Origin of the sequence: Streptomyces sp. GSL17-111 (assembly GCF_037911585.1) — a bacterium.
GTDB lineage: Bacteria > Actinomycetota > Actinomycetes > Streptomycetales > Streptomycetaceae > Streptomyces.
Window position 1 is genome coordinate 2,442,107 of sequence record NZ_JBAJNS010000001.1, and the last position, 17,532, is coordinate 2,459,638.

Here is a 17,532-nt window from a genome sequence, read left to right on the forward strand (position 1 = left end):
CGGTCGACACCTCCCATCTCAGTGGCCTGCGGAATGTTGCTCATCAGCTGTACGACCTCCGCTGGTCGGGCGCCGGGATCTGGGCGCCCTTGTACTCGACGGGAATGCCACCGAGGGGGTAGTCCTTGCGCTGCGGGTGGCCCTGCCAGTCGTCCGGCATCATGATCCGCGTCAGCGCGGGGTGGCCGTCGAAGACGATGCCGAAGAAGTCGTAGGTCTCGCGCTCGTGCCAGTCGTTCGTCGGGTAGATCTCCACGACGGACGGCACGTGGGGGTCGCCGTCCGGCACGCTGACCTCCAGCCGCACGACCCGGCTGGCGTGCGTGAGCGAGCGCAGGTGGTAGACGGCGTGCAGCTCGCGGCCCTGGTCCCCCGGGTAGTGCACCCCGCTGACGCCGCTGCACTGCTCGAACCGCAGCGCCGGGTCGTCACGCAGGATGCGGCAGACCTCCTTGAGGTACTCGCGCTCGATGTGGAAGGTCAGTTCGTCCCGGTCGACGACGGTCTTGGTGATGACGTTCGACGGCACGAGGCCCTGCTCGTCCAGGGCGCCCTCGAGCTCGTCGGCGATCTCGTCGAAGTAGGAGCCGTAGGGGCGGGTGGCCGCGCCGGGCAGCCGCACGGTGCGCACCAGGCCGCCGTAACCGGAGGTGTCGCCCCCGGCGCTGGGCCCGAACATGCCGCGCCGGACGCCGATGACGTCACCGGCGTCGGTGCGGGCGGCGGGTACGGAGGCGCCGTTGGCGCCGGCGTCCTCGGGGTGCTGGTCGTCGGTCACCGCAGGAGACCCTTCATCTCGATCGTCGGGAGCGCCTTGAGAGCTGCTTCCTCCGCCTCACGGGCCGCCTGCTCGCGGTTGACGCCGAGCTTCTCGTCCCGGATCTTCTCGTGCAGCTTGAGGATGGCGTCCATCAGCATCTCGGGGCGCGGCGGGCAGCCGGGCAGGTAGATGTCGACCGGCACGATGTGGTCGACGCCCTGCACGATGGCGTAGTTGTTGAACATCCCGCCCGAAGAGGCGCACACGCCCATCGAGATGACCCACTTGGGGTTCGGCATCTGGTCGTAGACGTGCCGCAGGACGGGGGCCATCTTCTGACTCACCCGGCCGGCGACGATCATGAGGTCCGCCTGGCGCGGCGAGGCGCGGAAGACCTCCATGCCGAAGCGGGCCAGGTCGTACCGGCCGGCGCCCGCGGTCATCATCTCGAACGCGCAGCAGGCGAGCCCGAACGTCGCCGGAAACACCGAGGACTTGCGGGCGAGCCCCGCTGCCTTCTCGACGGTGCTGAGCAGGAAGCCGCTCGGCAGCTTCTCCTCGATTCCCATACCGATCCCCTATCCGTTGTCCGCCGGCCCGAGATGTGTGCTGGTCAGTCCCACTCCAGACCTCCCCGGCGCCAGTCGTAGGCGTAGGCGACGCCGATGAGGCCGACGAAGATCAGCATCTGGACGAGGCCGAACATCCCGAGGGCGTCGAAGTGGACGGCCCAGGGGTAGAGGAAGACGATCTCGACGTCGAAGACGATGAAGAGCATCGCGGTGATGTAGTACTTCACCGGGAAGCGCCCGCCGGTGGCCGGCATGGGAGTGGGCTCGATGCCGCACTCGTACGCCTCCAGCTTGGCGCGGTTGTAGCGCTTGGGTCCGATGATCGAGGCCATCACCACGGAGAACACCGCGAAGGCCGCGCCTAGGGCTCCGAGCACGAGGATGGGCACGTAGGCGTTCACCGCACCTCGCTCCTTCCAGTCGCCGATGACTAGCTGGGGTCCGCTGCGGGCCCGCTCCCCACCCCGAGGGGTTGCAGAGATCGTGCAATTGTGAGGCAGTTCACAAGCCCGAGTGGGTGCATCCTATGCCTCTGCCTCTGTGACATGCGACACGGGGTACAGGACTGACTTTGTGATCTTCAACACCCGGTGATCGATCAGCGGTTGGACCCACGGTCCGTGTTCGCACGCGAAGCCCGTGAACGGTCACTGCAGGTAATTTTTGCAGGCTTCGCCGCAGGTTGAAAGAGTTTGAGCTAGCAAAACATGTGCCGTCCATGCAAATTCGCAATGGACAGCGTCCCGTGCTAGCGACGCGGACCCGACCGAGGCGCGAGAGACGGGCGGGGTGCCGTTCCGTGACGGCACGACTCCCTTGTGCACGCACGCACAACCCACCGCCCCGGAGACTCATCGCGCCGCCCGGGGCGTCGGGCGGCGCGATGAGTTTCCGGGGCGTCCGGCGTCAGTACCGGTGTGGGACCGCCACCGGCCGTCCCGGACCGTACGGAAGGAGAACACCCATGCCGCGCATCACCCCCAACCTGTGGTTCGACACCCAGGGCAAGGAGGCCGCCGAGTTCTACTGCTCGGTCTTCCCGAACTCCCGGATCACCGACGTCGCCTACTACGGCGAGGCCGGTCCGCGGCCGGCCGGCACCGTGCTCACCGTCGACTTCGAACTGGACGGCCAGCGGTACGTCGCCCTCAACGGCGGCCCCGAGTTCACCTTCGACGAGGCGATCTCGCTCTCGATCGACTGCGCCGACCAGGAAGAGGTCGACCACTACTGGACGAAGCTGTCCGAGGGCGGGGAGGAAGGGCCCTGCGGGTGGCTCAAGGACCGCTACGGGCTGTCCTGGCAGGTCGTACCGCGCCGGCTGGAGGAGCTGCTGGCCGACCCGGACCGCGCGCGGGCCGACCGCGCGATGACGGCGATGCTGGGCATGAAGAAGCTCGACGTCGCCGCGCTGGAGGCCGCGGCCGACGGTACGGCCTGAACCGGACGTCGGCCGCGGCCTCCCGGCGCGGGCTCAGCGGTCGACGCCGCCCAGCACGGGGTCGACGGAGGCGATCGTCACGATGACGTCGGCGATCTGGCCGCCCTCGACCATCGCGGCGATGGCCTGCATGTTGGCGAAGGACGGGTCGCGGAAGTGCACCCGGTAGGGCCGGGTACCGCCGTCGCTCACGGTGTGCACGCCGAGCTCGCCCTTCGGCGACTCCACCGCGATGTACGCCTGGCCCGGCGGTACCCGGAACCCCTCGGTGACCAGCTTGAAGTGGTGGATCAGGGACTCCATGGAGGTGCCCATGATCTGCCGGATGTGGTCGAGGGAGTTGCCGAGGCCGTCGGGGCCGAGCGCGAGCTGGGCGGGCCAGGCGATCTTCTTGTCGCCCACCATCACCGGGCCCGGCTCCAGCCGGTCCAGGCACTGCTCGACGATCCGCAGCGACTGCCGCATCTCCTCGAGCCGGATGAGGAACCGCCCGTAGGCGTCGCAGGTGTCGGTGGTCGGGACGTCGAAGTCGTACGTCTCGTAGCCGCAGTAGGGCGCGGTCTTGCGCAGGTCGTGCGGCAGGCCCGTGGAGCGCAGCACCGGGCCGGTGAGCCCGAGCGCCATGCAGCCCGCGAGGTCCAGGTAGGCGATGTCCTGCAACCGCGCCTTGAAGACCGGGCTGTTGGTCGCGAGGGTGTCGAACTCGCCGGAGTTCTTGCGGAGGGTCTTCACCGTCTCGCGGATGGCGTCGACCGAGCCGGGCGGCAGGTCCTGCGCCAGCCCGCCGGGCCGGATGAAGGCGTGGTTCATCCGCAGGCCGGTGATCTGCTCGAAGAGGTCGAGGATCATCTCCCGGTCGCGGAAGCCGAAGACCGCCACCGTGGTGGCGCCCAGCTCCATGCCGCCGGTGGCGATGGCGATGAGGTGGGAGCTGATCCGGTTGAGCTCCATGAGCAGGACGCGGATGATCGTCGCCCGGTCCGGGATCTGGTCCTCGATGCCGAGCAGCTTCTCCACGGACATGCAGTAGGCGGCCTCGTTGTGGAACGAGGTCAGGTAGTCCATGCGCGTCACGTACGTCGACCCCTGGGTCCACGTGCGGTACTCGAGGTTCTTCTCGATCCCGGTGTGGAGGTAGCCGACGCCGCAGCGGCACTCGGTGACGGTCTCGCCGTCGATCTCCAGGATCAGGCGGAGCACGCCGTGAGTGGACGGGTGCTGGGGACCCATGTTGACGACGATCCGCTCGTCGTCGTTCTTCTGGACGCCCTGGACGACGTCGTCCCAGTCCCCGCCCGTGACCGTGTAGACCGTCCCCTCGGTGGTTTCGCGGCCAGGTGCGTGTGACGTTGAGGTGCTCATCAGCTGTACGACCTCCGCTGATCAGGGTCCGGGATGACTAGCCTGTCCGCTCGTGCGATTGTGAGGCAGTTCACAAGTCCGAGTGCCTGCATCCTATGCCCCGGCCTCTGTGACATGCGACACGGGGCCGACCCCGTCTTTGTGATCCTCAACACCCGCACGCCGCACCGGTGATCACCACCGCCAGGATCAGCACACGCAAAGCCTGCGAACGCGCACGGGGAGTCATGCACGCGCCTCCCCGTGCAGCTCCGGGGGCACCCGCCTAGCAAAGAATGACCCGGCCATCCAAATTCGCAATGGACACCCCGACGTGCTAGCCGACACCCCTCACAGCTCCCAACAGTTCATACTTTCCTGAATTCAGGACAACGCGTACTGTCCTGCATGTGCTGACTGTTGCCTCCGACATCGAGGTGCTGGCCCGGTTCGGCCGCGCGCTCGCCGACCCGATCCGCTGCCGCATCCTGCTCGCCCTGCGCGAAGCCCCTGCCTACCCGGCCGACCTCGCCGACGCGCTCGACGTCTCGCGGAGCCGGTTGTCGAACCACCTGGCGTGCCTGCGCGACTGCGGCCTGGTCGTCACCGTTCCGGACGGGCGCCGCACCCGCTACGAGCTCGCGGACGTACGTCTCGGCCACGCGCTGGACGACCTGCGCGCCGCCGTGGTGGCCGTCGAGACCGACCGGACGTGCACCGACGCCGAGGCGAAGGGCTGCTGCTGACCATGATCGCTGAGACAGCGATATCCCTCGGTCCCTCGCCGAGCCGCCGCGAGGCACTCACCAGGCGGATACGGCTGCTGGTCGCCGCGACCCTCACCTACAACGTGGTCGAGGCGGTCGTCGCGATCACCGCCGGCACGATCGCCTCCTCCACCGCACTGATCGGCTTCGGACTCGACTCGATCATCGAGGTCTCCTCCGCCGCCGCGGTCGCCTGGCAGTTCTCCGCCCGCGACCACGCCGTCCGCGAGGCGCGCGAGCAGCGCGCCCTGCGGATCATCGCGGTGTCGTTCTTCGCGCTCGCCGCGTACGTCACCGTCGCCGCCGTCCGCGCACTGGCCGGCACCGAGGAGGCGGAACGGTCGGTCCTCGGCATCGTCATCGCGGCCCTGTCGCTCGCGATCATGCCGTTCCTGTCCGCGGCGCAGCGCAGGGCAGGCCGCGAACTCGGCTCCGCCTCCGCGGTCGCCGACTCCCAGCAGACGCTTCTGTGCACCTATCTGTCCGCCGTGCTGCTGCTCGGCCTGATCCTCAACGCCGCCTTCGGCTGGTCCTGGGCCGACCCCGTCGCCGCCCTCGTCATCGCCGCCGTCGCGGTCAGGGAAGGCCGCGACGCCTGGCGGGGCAAGGGCTGCTGCGCGGCCCCCGCCGGGGCTACCGCGCCGGCGGCCGGTGCCGAGTCCGACGCGTGTGACGGCCGCCCCGGACGCGGCTGCTGCTGACCACCCCGGCGGACCCCCACCACCACCGATAGCCAGTCCGCCGAAGGCCGCACCGGTGGCGCCGCCGTGGTGACGGCCGGGTCAGGCTGCGGTGGTCAGTTCGGCGCGGCCGAAGAGGAGGGCGTAGCCGCGCGGCAGGCGGGCGAGGACGCGGTCCAGCAGGTCGTCCCCGGCGAGGCGGCCGACGGCGGCGAGGACGGTGCCGGCGTCCCAACGCGTCGTCGCCGGGGTGCCACCGGTGCGGGTGGCGAGGTCGTACACGAAGGACGAACCCGTCAGGGGCACGGTGTCGGGTATCTCCCCGCTCAGGACGCGGCCCGCCGCACGGGGCAGGCAGGCGGCCAGGTCGTCCCGGATGTCACCGGAGAGCTGCCGGCCCAACGCGGACAGCACGGCGCGCAGGACCTCCTCGGCCCGCTCGCGCGTCGGGTACGCCCCCTCGTACCGCACGTGCTCCAGGAGCTGGGCGTAGGTGACGGCCCGTTCCGTACCGGACGGCTGCCGCTGGGTGAGCATCGGTGACTCGTTCCTCTCTGGTCGTTCTGGTCGATGGGTCGTCTCGGGCCCGGACGCCGGCCCGTCCGGAGGACGGGCCGGTACGGCTAGGGCGTGTTTCGAAAGTAGCGTCGTCCGCCCGAAGGGCGGGGCTGGGGGCGTCTGGTGCGTGCGATCGCAAGGCGGAGGGAGGAAAGCGCAGCGGGCTGCGCTGACGACCGACAACGCCGCGAGCGTGCGTGCCAGACGCCCCCAGCCAGACGGGACTTTCGAAACACGCCCTAGCGCTGTGGGCGTCCGAGGAGGACGTCGTAGCCGGGCGGGAGCTGCAGCAGGATGCGGCGGGTCAGCTCCTCCCCCGCCGCGTCGGCGGCCACGCTGAGGACGGCGCCGACGTCCCAGGCCGCCGTCTTCTCGGTGGCTCCCTCGATCCACGCCGCCGTGGCGCGGACGAACCGCTCCGCCGACAGCGGCTCCGACGCCTGGAGCGGATTGAGCAGAATGATCGAGAAGGTCTCCGGGAGCCGGGCGGCCAACTCGGACCGGACCTCGCCGACCAGGTGCGCCCCGAGCAGGGCCAGGACGGTGCGGGACGCCCGGTCGGCCTCCTCACGTGTGCCGTACTCACCGCGTTCCCGCACCTGGTCGAGGAACGCCTCCACTCGCATCACCACCACGCCACCTCCTCGGGGCGGCGGCGGGAGGGTCGGGACCCGTCAAGCACCGTCGGGGAGGGACCCCGCGCTCCCGCCACCGGTCGACGTCGCCGGCTCAGCCGCTGATCTGCTTGCGCCCGGATCCCTCACCGATGGTGATCTTGCGGGGCTTGGCCCGCTCGGCGATCGGGATGCGTACGGTCAGCACGCCGGCGTCGTAGTCCGCCTTGATGCGCTCGGTGTCCAGCGTGTCCGCGAGGACGACCTGGCGCGAGAACACCCCGAACGTCCGCTCCGACAGCTCCATCTGGACGTCGTCGCCGTTGACGGCGGGGCGGCGCTCGGCCTTGACCGTCAGCATGTTCCGCTCGACGTCGATGTCGATCGCCTCGGCGGAGACGCCGGGAAGGTCGAGCGCGATCACGTATTCGTCCCCCTCCCGGTAGGCGTCCATGGGGACCACCGACGGGCGGGACCACGTCCCGGCGGTACCGATGAACTGCTGGGTGAGCCGGTCGAGCTCGCGGAAGGGGTCGGTGCGCATCAACATCGTCTGCACCTCCATCGCCACGTGAGTGCCAATGCGCTGTTCTTGCTTTCTCTTGTACCATGTCATCCGAATGATGACAACTCACGACGTCATCCGATGGATGACATCGCACCCTGTCACCCGGTGGATGACCGCCTACGATGCCGTCCACCGGATGACACCGACGACGCACCAGGGGTTCCGATGAGACCTGCCGACGAACACGCCCCGCACCAGCGCCGCGCACCCACCTCCTTCCCGGCCGCCGTGGAAGCGCTGAGCACGATCGACGCCACACTGCGCACGGCGCACGCGCACCGACCCGGCGAGGGGCACGACGCGGGGTTGACGAGCTCCGAACAGGCGCTGGCCGCCCTGCTCCTGCTGCGCGAGCTGCGCACGCAGCTCGCCGGATGGGAGGCCGGGCTCATCGAGGCGGCCCGCGACGCCGGGGCCAGCTGGGCCGACCTGGCCCGCCCGCTCGGCGTCGCCAGCAGGCAGGCCGCCGAGCGCCGCTACCTGCGCGTCCGCCCCGGCGCGGCGGGCAGCACCGGCGAGGAGCGGGTGCAGGCCACCCGCGACCGACGGGCCGCGAACCGCACCGTCACGACGTGGGCCCGCGCGAACGCCGCCGAGCTGCGGCAACTCGCCGGGCAGGTCACCGCCCTCACCGATCTGCCCGCCCGGCCGCACTCCCCCGTGACCCGCCTCGCCGACGCGTTGGCCGAGGACGACGCGGCACGTCTCGTCGCGCCGCTCACCGACGCCGGGGCCCTCCTCCAGGACCGCCACCCCGAGCTCGCCGCCCGCGTCGACGCCCTCACCGACCGGGTCGACCGGCTCCGCCAGGACAGCGACGGACGGCGCCCCACCGGCTGAGGTTCACGGCCCCCGTGCGGGGCCGTCACTCCAGACCTATGACGGAAGGCGCTCGGAGGCGGCACCGGCGACGAGACCGAGGGCGATGAGCACCACGTCGGCGTGGACCTCGTAGCCGTCCGGCTCAAGGAAGCGGAGGAAACCGAACAGCCGCCACCATCCGAGCCATTCGTGCAGCAGCCCGCTGGCGCCGCCGACGACGAGGACGACGGCCACCAGGCCGAGGGTCTTCTTCATGCGAGGAGCGTAGGCATCGCCGTGGAGCCCCGGAGTCCTTCGAAAGTCCGAGGATTGCGCCGGGACGTCGTCCACAGGTACCGGTTCGCGTGGCGCCCGGCGGGCGGAGCGGCACTGACGCGACGTCAGGACTGCCCACACGCGCACGAAGTGTGCCGCTTGACGGGATTCGACGCATTGTCCGTTTGGTGCAGTTGGAGGCAAGGCCACCGCGCCCCACCCTGTGATCTGGGTCACTAAACCTGCTCGGCGACAACCGTCATATTGGCGTTATCGGGCTGAGACATGCTAGGCCCGCACCGGCTGCCGACAAAGCGGACAACTGCGTGGTCGTGGACCCGTAGTCGGACATGAAGCGGCCTCCCGCAGACCCCTGACGCCGGATCAAATGCCGCGAAACGGGCGTCGCCTCGGGACCTGTGGTGCAGAACACGACGCTTGAGCGGAACGTCGGACGCCTGGTAGCCCTTTCCTCATGTCCTCGAACGCTCACATACGAAGCCACCGGAAACCCCGGCGTTCCTCTCGGAACACGCTGATCCGCTCGGGTGTTGCCGGTGGCGTCTTCACGACCCTCGCGGTGACCGGTGCGGCCTCGCCGACGTCCGCCGCGAGCCAGGCGTCCGCGGCCGACAGCACGGTCGAGATGCCGACGCTGAGCGGTGTCCTCAGCGCGGGCGCCGCGGAGGCCGCCCACGCCACGCAGACCATCGCCATCCAGTACGACGTGGAAGCGGCGAAGGAGCAGGCGGCCGCAGGCGCCAGGAAGGCGGCGGCGGAGACCAGGGAGAAGGCCGAGGCCAAGGCCGAGGCGAAGCGCAAGGCGGCGGCCAAGAAGGCCGCCGAGGAGGCCGCCGAGGCCGAGGAGGCCGAGCGCGCGGCGGCCGAGCGCGCCGAGGAGCGGCGTACGGCGTCCCGCAGCAGTGAGCGCCCCGACGCCCCCAGTACGACGAGCGCGCCCGCGCCCGCGCCGTCGAACGCCACCGGCAGCGCCGCCGCCGTCGTCAACTTCGCCCGCGCCCAGGTGGGCAAGGCCTACGTCATGGGCGCCACCGGCCCGAGCGCCTACGACTGCTCCGGCCTCACCGGTGCCGCGTTCCGCCAGGTCGGCATCGACCTGCCGCGGATCTCGCAGGACCAGTCCGTGACCGGTACGCAGGTCCCGCTGAGCCAGGTGCAGCCCGGGGACATCCTGTACTGGGGCAGCGCGGGCAGCGCCTACCACGTCGCCATCTACGTCGGCGACGGCAAGTTCGTCGGCGCCCAGAACTCCTCGACGGGCGTCGTCGAGCGGGACATGAGCTGGGACATGCCGACCGGAGCGGTCCGCGTCCTCTGATCCACCACCGGGCAGGGAGGCACCCCGTGTGCGCCTCCCTGCCCGAGCCGGTCTCCCGAGAGGTTCCCGGCTCGTCCGGCCCACGCGACCGCTCAGGCCGGCAGCGTCGTGTCGACGACGAAACCGATCTCGACGAACTGACCTGCGAAGGCCAGCTCCGTGACACCGAGGACGGTGTTGGCGGGGCGGTGGTCGCCGTAGTACGCCGGGTTCCCCGCCATCAGCGCCGCGCCGTTCTGCCGCAGACCGACGACGTACACGGTCTGGGAGACGATCTGGTTCCGGGTGGCCCCGTAGTGTTCCAGGATCGCGTCCATGTTGACGTAGGTCTGCGCGAGTTGGGCGGCGAAGTCGTCCGCGTGGACGAACTCACCCGCGTCGTCGTACGAGAACTGTCCCGAGGCGTGGATGAGAGCGCCGGACCTGACGGCCTGCGCGTAGCCGAAACCGCTCTCCGCCGGGACGTTGCGGTGGAAGGCGTCGATCGTGGTGGCCATGTGCCACGCCCTTCTGTAGTGCTCTCCATTGGTTACTGAGAAACCCTAGGAGAGTTACCGTCGACCTGGAAGAACGCACTTTCAGGTGACGGAGGAACCTCATGGTGACCACGCAGCAGCGCCAGGACCTGCCCGAGGACGCGGACCTGAGGCGCGCCGACTCACTCGCCCGGGAGATCTTCTCGGACGTCGCCAACAAGTGGGCGCTCCTGATCATCGAAGCGCTCGGTGAGCGCACGCTGCGCTTCAGCGAGGTGCGGGACGAGGTGGCGGGCGTCAGCCACAAGATGCTCACCCAGAACCTGCGCATGCTGGAGCGCAACGGCCTCGTCGACCGGACGGTGCACCCCACCGTTCCCCCTCGGGTCGAGTACACCCTCACCGAGCCGGGCCGGGCGCTGCGTGCCACCGTGGACGCCCTGTGCGACTGGACCCAGCGGCACCTCGGGCACATCGAGGACGCGCGCCGCCGCTTCGAGGGCTGACGGACGCCGAAGCGGCGGCCACCCGGCGACGGCACGGGGAGGCCGCCGCTTACCGGTGTGCGGGGCGGGCGCGCTCAGGCGCGGGGGGCGACCCTGGAGAGGCCGTTGATGACGCGGTCCATCGCGTCGCCGCCGGTGGGGTCGGTCAGGTTGGCCAGCAGCTTGAGGGTGAAGCGCATCAGCAGCGGGTGCGACAGGCCGCGTTCGGCGGCGAGCTTCATGACCTTCGGGTTGCCGATGAGCTTCACGAAGGCCCGGCCGAGCGTGTAGTAGCCGCCGTAGGTGTCGGCGAGCACCTTGGGGTAGTGCCGCAGGGCCCGCTCGCGCTGGAGCGCGGTCTGCCGGGACTGCGCCTGCACGACGACGTCGGCCGCCATCGCCCCGGACTCCATGGCGTACGCGATGCCCTCGCCGTTGAACGGGTTCACCAGGCCGCCCGCGTCGCCGACGAGCAGCAGGCCGCGCGTGTAGTGCGGCTTGCGGTTGAAGGCCATGGGCAGGGCGGCGCCCCGGATGGGCGTCGTCATGTTCTCGGGGGTGTAGCCCCACTCCTCGGGCATGGAGGCGCACCACGCCTTCAGCACCTCGCGCCAGTCCAGCTCGCGGAAGGCGCTGGAGCTGTTGAGGATGCCGAGGCCGACGTTGGACGTGCCGTCGCCCATGCCGAAGATCCAGCCGTAGCCGGGGAGCAGGCGGTCCTCGGCGCCCCGGCGGTCCCACAGCTCCAGCCACGACTCCAGGTAGTCGTCGTCGTGCCGGGGCGAGGTGAAGTACGTGCGCACCGCGACGCCCATCGGGCGGTCCTCACGACGGTGCAGGCCCATCTTCAGCGACAGCCGGGTGGAGTTGCCGTCGGCGGCGACGACGACCGGCGCGCGGAAGACGGCGGGCCGCCGGTCCTCGCCGAGCTTGGCCTCGACGCCGGTGATGCGCCCGGCGGCGTCCAGGATCGGGTCACCGACGTTGCAGCGCTCGTACAGCCGCGCCCCGGCCTTCTCGGCCTGCCGGGCCAGCTGCTCGTCGAAGTCGTCGCGCTTGCGGACGAGTCCGTAGTCGGGGTAGCTCGCCAGGTCCGGCCAGTCGAGCTGGAGGCGCTGGCCGCCCGCGATGATGCGCAGGCCCTTGTTGCGCAGCCAGCCGGCCTCCTCGGAGATGTCGATCCCCATGGCGACGAGCTGCTTGACGGCGCGCGGGGTGAGGCCGTCGCCGCAGACCTTCTCGCGCGGGAACGCCGTCTTCTCCAGCAGCAGGACGTCGAGCCCCGAACGGGCCAGATGGTACGCGGTCGTGGACCCGGCGGGCCCCGCCCCGACGACGATCACATCGGCCTGGTGCTCCGAGGCCGGCTTCGACTGCGGTTCCGCCACGAGGACTCCCGGGGATGAGGGCACTGGTGCGGGAAGTCTATGCGGCGCGCCCGGCCGCTTCGGGGTCAGGGCGTGGTGCCCGGCCTCGTTCCCCGGTGCAGGGCGACGATGCCGCCGGTCAGGTTGCGCCACGCGACGCCGGACCAGCCCGCCCGCTGCAACCGCCGGGCCAGCTGGGGCTGGTCGGGCCAGGAGCGGATGGACTCGGCGAGGTACACGTACGCGTCCGGGTTGGAGCACACCGTCCGGGCGATCGGCGGCAGCGCCTTCATCAGGTACTCGGTGTAGAGGGTGCGCAGCGGCCCCAGGACGGGCTGGCTGAACTCGCACACGACGATCCGGCCGCCGGGCCGCGTCACCCGGAGCATCTCGCCCAGCGCGGCCTGGGTGTCCTGCACGTTGCGCAGGCCGAAGGAGATGGTGACGGCGTCGAAGGCGCCGTCACGGAACGGCAGCCGGGTGGCGTCGCCCGCCGTGAACGGCAGCCAGGGGCGGCGCTGCCTGCCCTCGCCCAACATGCCGGTGCTGAAGTCGCAGGGGACGGTGTAGGCGCCGGCCCGCGAGAACGGCAGGGAGGACGTTCCCGTCCCGGCGGCGAGGTCGAGCACCCGCTCGCCCGGGCGCGCGGCCACCGCCTGCGCCACGGCACGGCGCCACAGCCGGGCCTGGCCCAGCGAGATGACGTCGTTGGTGAGGTCGTACTTGGCCGCGACCCGGTCGAACATCGCGGCGACGTCGTGGGGCTGCTTCTCCAGGCTGGCGCGCGTCACACGGCCATTGTTCACCCTCCCCGGCCCGGCCCGGCGCCGGGGGTGCCGCAGGCCCGGTGGGCGCGCCGTCGGCGGCGGGACGGGCGGGCGGCCGGGCGGCGTTCTGAGCGGACGGGCGGACGGGCGGCCGGCGTTCCTCAGCGGCCGCGGTACACGATGCGGCCGGCCAGGACGGCGGCGCGGCAGGTGCCGTCCGGCGCGCTCACCGTGAAGTGCGCGGGGCCGCCGACCGTCAGCCTCGGCGCCACGGGTTCCGGCAGGACGGGCAGGCCCGAGCGGCGGACCGCCGTCCGGACCGGCGCCCGGTCGAACGGGCCGACGAGGGCCGTCACCCCCTGCGCCAGCAGCCGCTGGAGGCCGCGCCGGGCGCTGCCGCCCCACCGGGCGGCGTCCAGGGGCCCGAGCGCGGCGAGCGCCGGGCCGGTCAGCGGCGCGGTGCCCAGCTCGGCCGCCTCCCGGGGATCGGGGTGGTAGGCGGCCTCCAGCAGGCGGGCCGCGTCGGGTTCGCAGCGGCCCGGGCCGATGACACCGGCCCAGCGGCGCTCCCGGGCTCCGGGATGGGCCGCGGCCAGCTCCGCCGCCGGGCCGACGGCGGCGAGCGTCCCGTCCGCGACGAGGACGGCGTCGCCGGTCTCCGGCACGTGGAGCGTCAGCACGGTGGGCCCGGCGCTCAGCCGGCGTCGATCAGCTTGAGCTCGGGGTGCGCCGTGCCGCCCGCGATGGCGGTGGACGACAGGTGCGAGACGACGCGGTCGTCGGCCGGGTCGTTCGCGGGGTCGTCGTTGACCAACAGGTGCTCGTACGTCGTCGAGCGCTGCGCGGGGACGCGGCCCGCCGCCCGGATGAGGTGCAGCAGCTCGGTGAGGTTGGAGCGGTGCTTGGCGCCCGCCGAGGAGACGACGTTCTCCTCCAGCATGACCGAGCCGAGGTCGTCGGCGCCGTAGTGCAGCGAGAGCTGGCCCACGTCCTTGCCGACCGTCAGCCACGAGCCCTGGATGTGGGCGACGTTGTCCAGGAACAGCCGGGCCACGGCGATCAGGCGCAGGTACTCGAAGAGGGTGGCCTGCGTGCGGCCCTTCAGTACGTTGTTCTGCGGCTGGTAGGTGTACGGGATGAAGGCGCGGAAGCCGCCGGTGCGGTCCTGTACGTCCCGGATCATCCGCAGGTGCTCGATGCGCTCGGCGTTGGTCTCGCCGGTGCCCATGAGCATCGTCGACGTCGACTCGACGCCGAGGCGGTGGGCGATCTCCATGATCTCCAGCCAGCGTTCGCCGGACTCCTTCAGCGGCGCGATGGCGTTGCGCGCCCGCTCGGGCAGCAGCTCGGCCCCGGCGCCCGCGAACGAGTCCAGCCCGGCGGCGTGGATGCGTTCGATGGCCTCCTCCGGGGTGACACCGGAGATCCGCGACATGTGCTCGACCTCGGAGGCACCGAGGGAGTGGATGACGAGCTGCGGGAACGCCTTCTTGATCGCGGAGAAGTGCTCCTCGTAGTACTCGACGCCGTAGTCGGGGTGGTGGCCGCCCTGGAACATGATCTGGGTGCCGCCCAGCTCCACCGTCTCCGCGCAGCGGCGCAGGATGTCGTCCAGGTCGCGCGTCCACACCTTGTCGCTCTTGGGCGGCGCGTAGAAGGCGCAGAACTTGCACGCCGTGACGCAGGCGTTGGTGTAGTTGATGTTCCGCTCGATGATGTACGTCGCGATGTGCTCCGTACCCGCGTAGCGGCGGCGGCGGACGGCGTCGGCCGCCCGGCCGAGCGCGTGCAGCGGAGCGTGCCGGTAGAGCTCCAGCGCCTCCTCGGCGGTGATCCGGCCGCCCTGAGCGGCGCGGTCGAGGACGGACGTGAGGTCGGCGTTCTCGGTCACCGGGGCGGCCCCTTCCGGCAGGTGCGTACGACGCGCCCAGCGTACGCCAGCGCACCGGCGGGCCCGGCGGCCGGGCGGTCAGCCGCCGCTGCGGGCGAGGTCGGCGCTCGGGTTGCCCGCCGCCGCGTCCTCGGCCCGGAAGCGCAGCGTCCCGCCCCCGTCCCGGAGGGTGAGGGTGAAGGCGTCGCTCGCGCTGCACAGGGGGACGCCGAGCACCGTCGGGTTCTCCACGGCCCGCTCCGACAGCTCCAGCCGCTCGGCGCCGACGGACTCCACGGTGCCCACGCCCGTGCACTCCTGGCCCAGGTAGCGCGTGGTGAGCTCCGCGACCTCGCTGCCCACGTGCCCCTCCTTGACGACGACGGTGAGCTCGCCGGCGTCCAGGCCGCTGTCGGTGGTCACCGTGCCGGTCCAGGTGCCGACGAACGCCTCGGGGACGGCGTCCTCGGCCGGGCCGTCGTCGCCGCCGCCGGTACCCGCCGTCGTTCCGGCCGTCGTCCCGGCCGAGGTTCCGGCCGACGCCCGGCCGCTCTCGTCGTCGGGCAGGAGCACGACGGCGAGCGTCACGAGGACGGCCAGCACGATGCCGGCCGCCGCCAGGAACAGGGCGCGCTGGACGACGCCGCCGCCGGAGGTGTCGGTGCGCGGGTGCGGCAGCGCGCTTCCGGTGGGCGCCTGGTGGAGGGGAGCCGCCTGGTGGTGCTGCGGGGCGGCCTGGTGGTGCTGCGGGGGCCGGGGGTACTGCGGGGCGACGGCGTAGGGCTGCGGCCCGACTGGCCCGTGCCCGGCCTGACCGCCCGGCCACGACCCGGGCGGCGTCGACGGGCCACCCGGCGCCGGGGTGGACGGGCCCGGCGGCGGGGTGGACGGGCCGGGCGGCGGGGTGGACGGGCCCGGCGGCGTCGAGGGCCCGTCCGGACCGTTCGCGCCCTCCGTCGCCTCGTCCTCCAGCTCCAGCAGGGCCACCGCGCGACGGCTGACACCCTCCACGACCGGGCCGGGAAGCCAGCCACCGGCGACCAGGGCGGCGGCACCCTCCCGCCCCGCCAGGTAGCGGACGACCTCGGCGACGGCGGGGCGCTCGGCCGGGTCCTTGGCCAGGCAGGCGGTGACGAGGTGCCACAGCTCACCCTGGAGGCCGTGCAGTTCCGGCTCCTCGTGCACCACCTTGTAGAGCAGGACGGCCGCGCCGTCACCGGGGAAGGGCGGCCGGCCGGTCGCGGCGAAGGCGAGGACGGCGCCGAGCGAGAAGACGTCGCTCGCGCTGCCCACGTCCTGCCCCTGCACCTGTTCCGGCGACATGTAGCCGGGCGAGCCGACGGACATGCCGGTGGCCGTCAGGGAGGCGGTGGCGTCCGTGGCGCGGGCGATGCCGAAGTCGATGAGCCGGGGGCCGTCGAGGGTGAGCAGGACGTTGGACGGCTTGACGTCCCGGTGGAGCAGCCCGATGCCGTGGACGGCGGACAGCGCCTCCGCCAGGCCCGCGCCCAGGGCCCGCACCGCGCGCTCGGGGAGCGGGCCGTGCCGGGAGACGGCGTGCTGGAGGTCGGGGCCCGCGACGTAGCCGGTCGCCACCCAGGGGGTCGGCGCGTCCGGATCGGCGTCCAGCACGGGGGCCGTCCACTGACCGCCGACCCGCCGGGCGGCCTCGATCTCCCGGCGGAAGCGGGCGCGGAACTGGTGGTCGTTGGCGAAGTGGCCGTGCACCACCTTCACCGCGACCGTGCGGCCGCCGCCGCTGCGCCCCAGATAGACCCGCCCCATGCCGCCCGCGCCGAGGCGGCGCAGCAGCCGGTAGTTCCCGATGACCCGTGGGTCCTCCGCGCTCAGCGCCTCCATGCCCCATCCCCCCTGTGTGCCACGCGCCGTAAGGGTAGGACACCGGGGGCTCGGCCGGTCAGCCCTGTCGCGTACCGGTCGGTGCGGGCAGCAGTTCCACGGCGACGTCGGCCGGGTAGCCCGTGTCCGGGCCGGTCCGCCGGGCGAACTCCGCGATCCCGGCCAGCTGCTCGGGACCCAGTCGGAAGTCGAGGGTGGTGAAGTAGCGGGCGAGGAGGTCGGCGTCGAACGTCTCCCAGCGCGCCGCCTGCTCCGCGACCTTTCCGACCTCCTCCAGCGACAGGTCACGCGAGGCGAGGAACGCCCGGTGCACCTCGCGGACGGCCTCCGGCTCGCGGGCCAGGTAGTCGCGCCGGGCGGCCCAGACGGCGAAGACGAACGGCAGCCCCGTCCACTCCTTCCACATCTGCCCCAGGTCGTGGACCTGGAGCCCGAGCCGGGGGGCGTAGTGCAGCGACGCGCGCAGCGCCGCGTCACCGATCAGCACCGCCGCCTGCGCCTCGTGCATCATCTGCCCCAGGTCGGGCGGGCAGGTGAAGTACTCCGGGGTGATGCCGTGGCGCTCGGCCAGCAGGAGCTGCGCCAGCCGCACCGAGGTCCGCGACGTCGACCCGAGGGCGACCCGCTCGCCGTCCAGCTCCGCCAGCCCGCCCTTGGACACGATGACGCAGGACATCACCGGTCCGTCGCAGCCGACGGCGATATCGGACAGGGCCGTGAGGTCCTCGCTGTGCCGCAGGAATTCCACCAGGGTGACGGGGGCGATATCCAGGTCCCCGTTCACGAGCTGTTCACTCAGCCTTTCGGGGGTGTCCTTCGTCAACTCGAGGTCGAGAAGGCTCCCCGTCCGGGCGAGGCCCCAGTAGAGGGGCAGGCAGTTCAGAAACTGGATGTGCCCCACCCGGGGCCGGGAGGGGGGAAATCTCCGGTGCGCGCTCACACTGCGGAGGGTACGCCCGACCCCCCGACGCACCGCACGGACCCGTCCCG

21 protein-coding genes are annotated in these 17,532 nt (G+C 71.8%); 6 read left to right on the forward strand and 15 right to left on the reverse strand.

The genetic code is table 11. The features are described 5' to 3' along the window. Positions 1 to 43 precede the first annotated feature (43 nt). The 3 genes from V6D49_RS10660 to V6D49_RS10670 are packed head-to-tail and all read right to left on the reverse strand — an operon-like array spanning position 44 to position 1,733. On the reverse strand, positions 44 to 778 hold the full coding sequence (locus tag V6D49_RS10660) for an NADH-quinone oxidoreductase subunit C (protein ID WP_340559063.1): 735 nt from the start codon (positions 776 to 778) through the stop codon (positions 44 to 46). Beyond that, positions 775 to 1,329 carry a NuoB/complex I 20 kDa subunit family protein gene (locus V6D49_RS10665; RefSeq protein WP_191211347.1) on the reverse strand — a complete coding sequence of 185 codons (555 nt, stop codon included), beginning with the start codon at positions 1,327 to 1,329 and terminating at the stop codon, positions 775 to 777. Before V6D49_RS10665 ends, V6D49_RS10660 begins: the two co-directional genes overlap by 4 nt. Positions 1,330 to 1,373: 44 nt before the next feature. Next, a complete protein-coding gene (locus V6D49_RS10670; RefSeq protein ID WP_191211346.1) occupies positions 1,374 to 1,733 on the reverse strand; it encodes an NADH-quinone oxidoreductase subunit A in 360 nt (119 codons plus the stop codon). A gap of 563 nt (positions 1,734 to 2,296) precedes the next feature. Here V6D49_RS10670 and V6D49_RS10675 point away from each other — a divergent pair. Beyond that, positions 2,297 to 2,773 (forward strand): VOC family protein, encoded by a 477-nt coding sequence (locus V6D49_RS10675; RefSeq protein ID WP_340559064.1) that lies wholly within the window; start codon positions 2,297 to 2,299, stop codon positions 2,771 to 2,773. A gap of 33 nt (positions 2,774 to 2,806) precedes the next feature. On the opposite strand, the gene V6D49_RS10680 is transcribed toward V6D49_RS10675, so the two are convergent. After that, complete coding sequence (locus V6D49_RS10680; protein ID WP_340559065.1) at positions 2,807 to 4,135, reverse strand: NADH-quinone oxidoreductase subunit D; 1,329 nt, start codon at positions 4,133 to 4,135, stop codon at positions 2,807 to 2,809. A 389-nt stretch (positions 4,136 to 4,524) separates the two neighbouring features. Between V6D49_RS10680 and V6D49_RS10685 the strand changes: the two genes are divergently transcribed. Together V6D49_RS10685 and V6D49_RS10690 are read left to right on the forward strand one after the other, a co-directional pair. After that, on the forward strand, positions 4,525 to 4,860 hold the full coding sequence (locus V6D49_RS10685) for an ArsR/SmtB family transcription factor (RefSeq protein WP_340559067.1): 336 nt from the start codon (positions 4,525 to 4,527) through the stop codon (positions 4,858 to 4,860). A 2-nt stretch (positions 4,861 to 4,862) separates the two neighbouring features. Then, positions 4,863 to 5,582, forward strand: a complete 720-nt coding sequence (locus V6D49_RS10690) for a cation transporter (protein ID WP_340559069.1) — start codon at positions 4,863 to 4,865, stop codon at positions 5,580 to 5,582. 81 nt (positions 5,583 to 5,663) lie between these two features. On the opposite strand, the gene V6D49_RS10695 is transcribed toward V6D49_RS10690, so the two are convergent. The 3 genes from V6D49_RS10695 to V6D49_RS10705 all read right to left on the reverse strand — a co-directional run bounded on the left by V6D49_RS10695 (position 5,664) and on the right by V6D49_RS10705 (position 7,283). Further along, positions 5,664 to 6,098 carry a DUF2267 domain-containing protein gene (locus V6D49_RS10695; protein ID WP_340559071.1) on the reverse strand — a complete coding sequence of 145 codons (435 nt, stop codon included), beginning with the start codon at positions 6,096 to 6,098 and terminating at the stop codon, positions 5,664 to 5,666. 260 nt (positions 6,099 to 6,358) lie between these two features. Further along, positions 6,359 to 6,745 (reverse strand): DUF2267 domain-containing protein, encoded by a 387-nt coding sequence (locus V6D49_RS10700; RefSeq protein WP_340563864.1) that lies wholly within the window; start codon positions 6,743 to 6,745, stop codon positions 6,359 to 6,361. Between the two features lie 103 nt (positions 6,746 to 6,848). Beyond that, complete coding sequence (locus V6D49_RS10705) at positions 6,849 to 7,283, reverse strand: Hsp20/alpha crystallin family protein (RefSeq protein WP_340559073.1); 435 nt, start codon at positions 7,281 to 7,283, stop codon at positions 6,849 to 6,851. Positions 7,284 to 7,466: 183 nt separating this feature from the next. On the opposite strand from V6D49_RS10705, the gene V6D49_RS10710 reads away from it, so the two are divergent. After that, positions 7,467 to 8,141: a type III effector protein gene (locus V6D49_RS10710; protein ID WP_340559075.1), complete on the forward strand. Its 675-nt coding sequence runs from the start codon at positions 7,467 to 7,469 to the stop codon at positions 8,139 to 8,141. A 36-nt stretch (positions 8,142 to 8,177) separates the two neighbouring features. On the opposite strand, the gene V6D49_RS10715 is transcribed toward V6D49_RS10710, so the two are convergent. After that, entirely contained in the window at positions 8,178 to 8,378 is a 201-nt protein-coding gene (locus V6D49_RS10715; RefSeq protein WP_340559077.1) for a hypothetical protein, read from the reverse strand. 475 nt (positions 8,379 to 8,853) lie between these two features. Here V6D49_RS10715 and V6D49_RS10720 point away from each other — a divergent pair, with 475 nt between their 5' ends. Next, complete coding sequence (locus tag V6D49_RS10720) at positions 8,854 to 9,717, forward strand: C40 family peptidase (protein WP_340559079.1); 864 nt, start codon at positions 8,854 to 8,856, stop codon at positions 9,715 to 9,717. 92 nt (positions 9,718 to 9,809) lie between these two features. Here V6D49_RS10720 and V6D49_RS10725 read toward each other — a convergent pair whose 3' ends face one another. After that, positions 9,810 to 10,214: a RidA family protein gene (locus tag V6D49_RS10725; RefSeq protein ID WP_340559081.1), complete on the reverse strand. Its 405-nt coding sequence runs from the start codon at positions 10,212 to 10,214 to the stop codon at positions 9,810 to 9,812. A 101-nt stretch (positions 10,215 to 10,315) separates the two neighbouring features. Between V6D49_RS10725 and V6D49_RS10730 the strand changes: the two genes are divergently transcribed. Continuing rightward, on the forward strand, positions 10,316 to 10,699 hold the full coding sequence (locus tag V6D49_RS10730; protein WP_340559082.1) for a winged helix-turn-helix transcriptional regulator: 384 nt from the start codon (positions 10,316 to 10,318) through the stop codon (positions 10,697 to 10,699). Positions 10,700 to 10,773: 74 nt separating this feature from the next. Here the strand turns inward: V6D49_RS10730 and V6D49_RS10735 are convergent, their stop codons facing one another. The 6 genes from V6D49_RS10735 to V6D49_RS10760 form a co-directional block, all read right to left on the reverse strand. Continuing rightward, the gene (locus tag V6D49_RS10735; protein ID WP_340559084.1) at positions 10,774 to 12,066 is read right to left on the reverse strand and encodes a geranylgeranyl reductase family protein; all 1,293 of its coding nucleotides are present in this window, start codon (positions 12,064 to 12,066) and stop codon (positions 10,774 to 10,776) included. A 65-nt stretch (positions 12,067 to 12,131) separates the two neighbouring features. Further along, positions 12,132 to 12,836, reverse strand: coding sequence for a demethylmenaquinone methyltransferase (locus V6D49_RS10740; protein ID WP_340559086.1), 705 nt, complete (start codon positions 12,834 to 12,836; stop codon positions 12,132 to 12,134). A gap of 137 nt (positions 12,837 to 12,973) precedes the next feature. Next, positions 12,974 to 13,492, reverse strand: a complete 519-nt coding sequence (locus tag V6D49_RS10745) for an imidazolonepropionase-like domain-containing protein (protein ID WP_445330501.1) — start codon at positions 13,490 to 13,492, stop codon at positions 12,974 to 12,976. A gap of 14 nt (positions 13,493 to 13,506) precedes the next feature. Further along, positions 13,507 to 14,703, reverse strand: a complete 1,197-nt coding sequence (gene mqnC / locus V6D49_RS10750; protein ID WP_340559090.1) for a cyclic dehypoxanthinyl futalosine synthase — start codon at positions 14,701 to 14,703, stop codon at positions 13,507 to 13,509. A 78-nt stretch (positions 14,704 to 14,781) separates the two neighbouring features. Further along, positions 14,782 to 16,542, reverse strand: a complete 1,761-nt coding sequence (locus V6D49_RS10755) for a serine/threonine-protein kinase (RefSeq protein WP_340559091.1) — start codon at positions 16,540 to 16,542, stop codon at positions 14,782 to 14,784. A 58-nt stretch (positions 16,543 to 16,600) separates the two neighbouring features. Continuing rightward, positions 16,601 to 17,482, reverse strand: coding sequence for a menaquinone biosynthetic enzyme MqnA/MqnD family protein (locus tag V6D49_RS10760; RefSeq protein ID WP_340559093.1), 882 nt, complete (start codon positions 17,480 to 17,482; stop codon positions 16,601 to 16,603). Positions 17,483 to 17,532: the final 50 nt, after the last annotated feature.

Bases quoted from the DNA above. Each gene is read 5' to 3' on its own strand.
- V6D49_RS10680 (WP_340559065.1), bottom strand. From the start codon at position 4,135: ATGAGCACCTCAACGTCACACGCACCTGGCCGCGAAACCACCGAGGGG.
- V6D49_RS10665 (WP_191211347.1), bottom strand. From the start codon at position 1,329: ATGGGAATCGAGGAGAAGCTGCCGAGCGGCTTCCTGCTCAGCACCGTC.
- V6D49_RS10690 (WP_340559069.1), top strand. From the start codon at position 4,863: ATGATCGCTGAGACAGCGATATCCCTCGGTCCCTCGCCGAGCCGCCGC.
- V6D49_RS10755 (WP_340559091.1), bottom strand. From the start codon at position 16,542: ATGGAGGCGCTGAGCGCGGAGGACCCACGGGTCATCGGGAACTACCGG.
- V6D49_RS10730 (WP_340559082.1), top strand. From the start codon at position 10,316: ATGGTGACCACGCAGCAGCGCCAGGACCTGCCCGAGGACGCGGACCTG.
- V6D49_RS10715 (WP_340559077.1), bottom strand. From the start codon at position 8,378: ATGAAGAAGACCCTCGGCCTGGTGGCCGTCGTCCTCGTCGTCGGCGGC.
- V6D49_RS10720 (WP_340559079.1), top strand. From the start codon at position 8,854: ATGTCCTCGAACGCTCACATACGAAGCCACCGGAAACCCCGGCGTTCC.
- V6D49_RS10675 (WP_340559064.1), top strand. From the start codon at position 2,297: ATGCCGCGCATCACCCCCAACCTGTGGTTCGACACCCAGGGCAAGGAG.
- V6D49_RS10695 (WP_340559071.1), bottom strand. From the start codon at position 6,098: ATGCTCACCCAGCGGCAGCCGTCCGGTACGGAACGGGCCGTCACCTAC.
- V6D49_RS10710 (WP_340559075.1), top strand. From the start codon at position 7,467: ATGAGACCTGCCGACGAACACGCCCCGCACCAGCGCCGCGCACCCACC.
- V6D49_RS10705 (WP_340559073.1), bottom strand. From the start codon at position 7,283: ATGTTGATGCGCACCGACCCCTTCCGCGAGCTCGACCGGCTCACCCAG.
- V6D49_RS10700 (WP_340563864.1), bottom strand. From the start codon at position 6,745: ATGCGAGTGGAGGCGTTCCTCGACCAGGTGCGGGAACGCGGTGAGTAC.
- V6D49_RS10725 (WP_340559081.1), bottom strand. From the start codon at position 10,214: ATGGCCACCACGATCGACGCCTTCCACCGCAACGTCCCGGCGGAGAGC.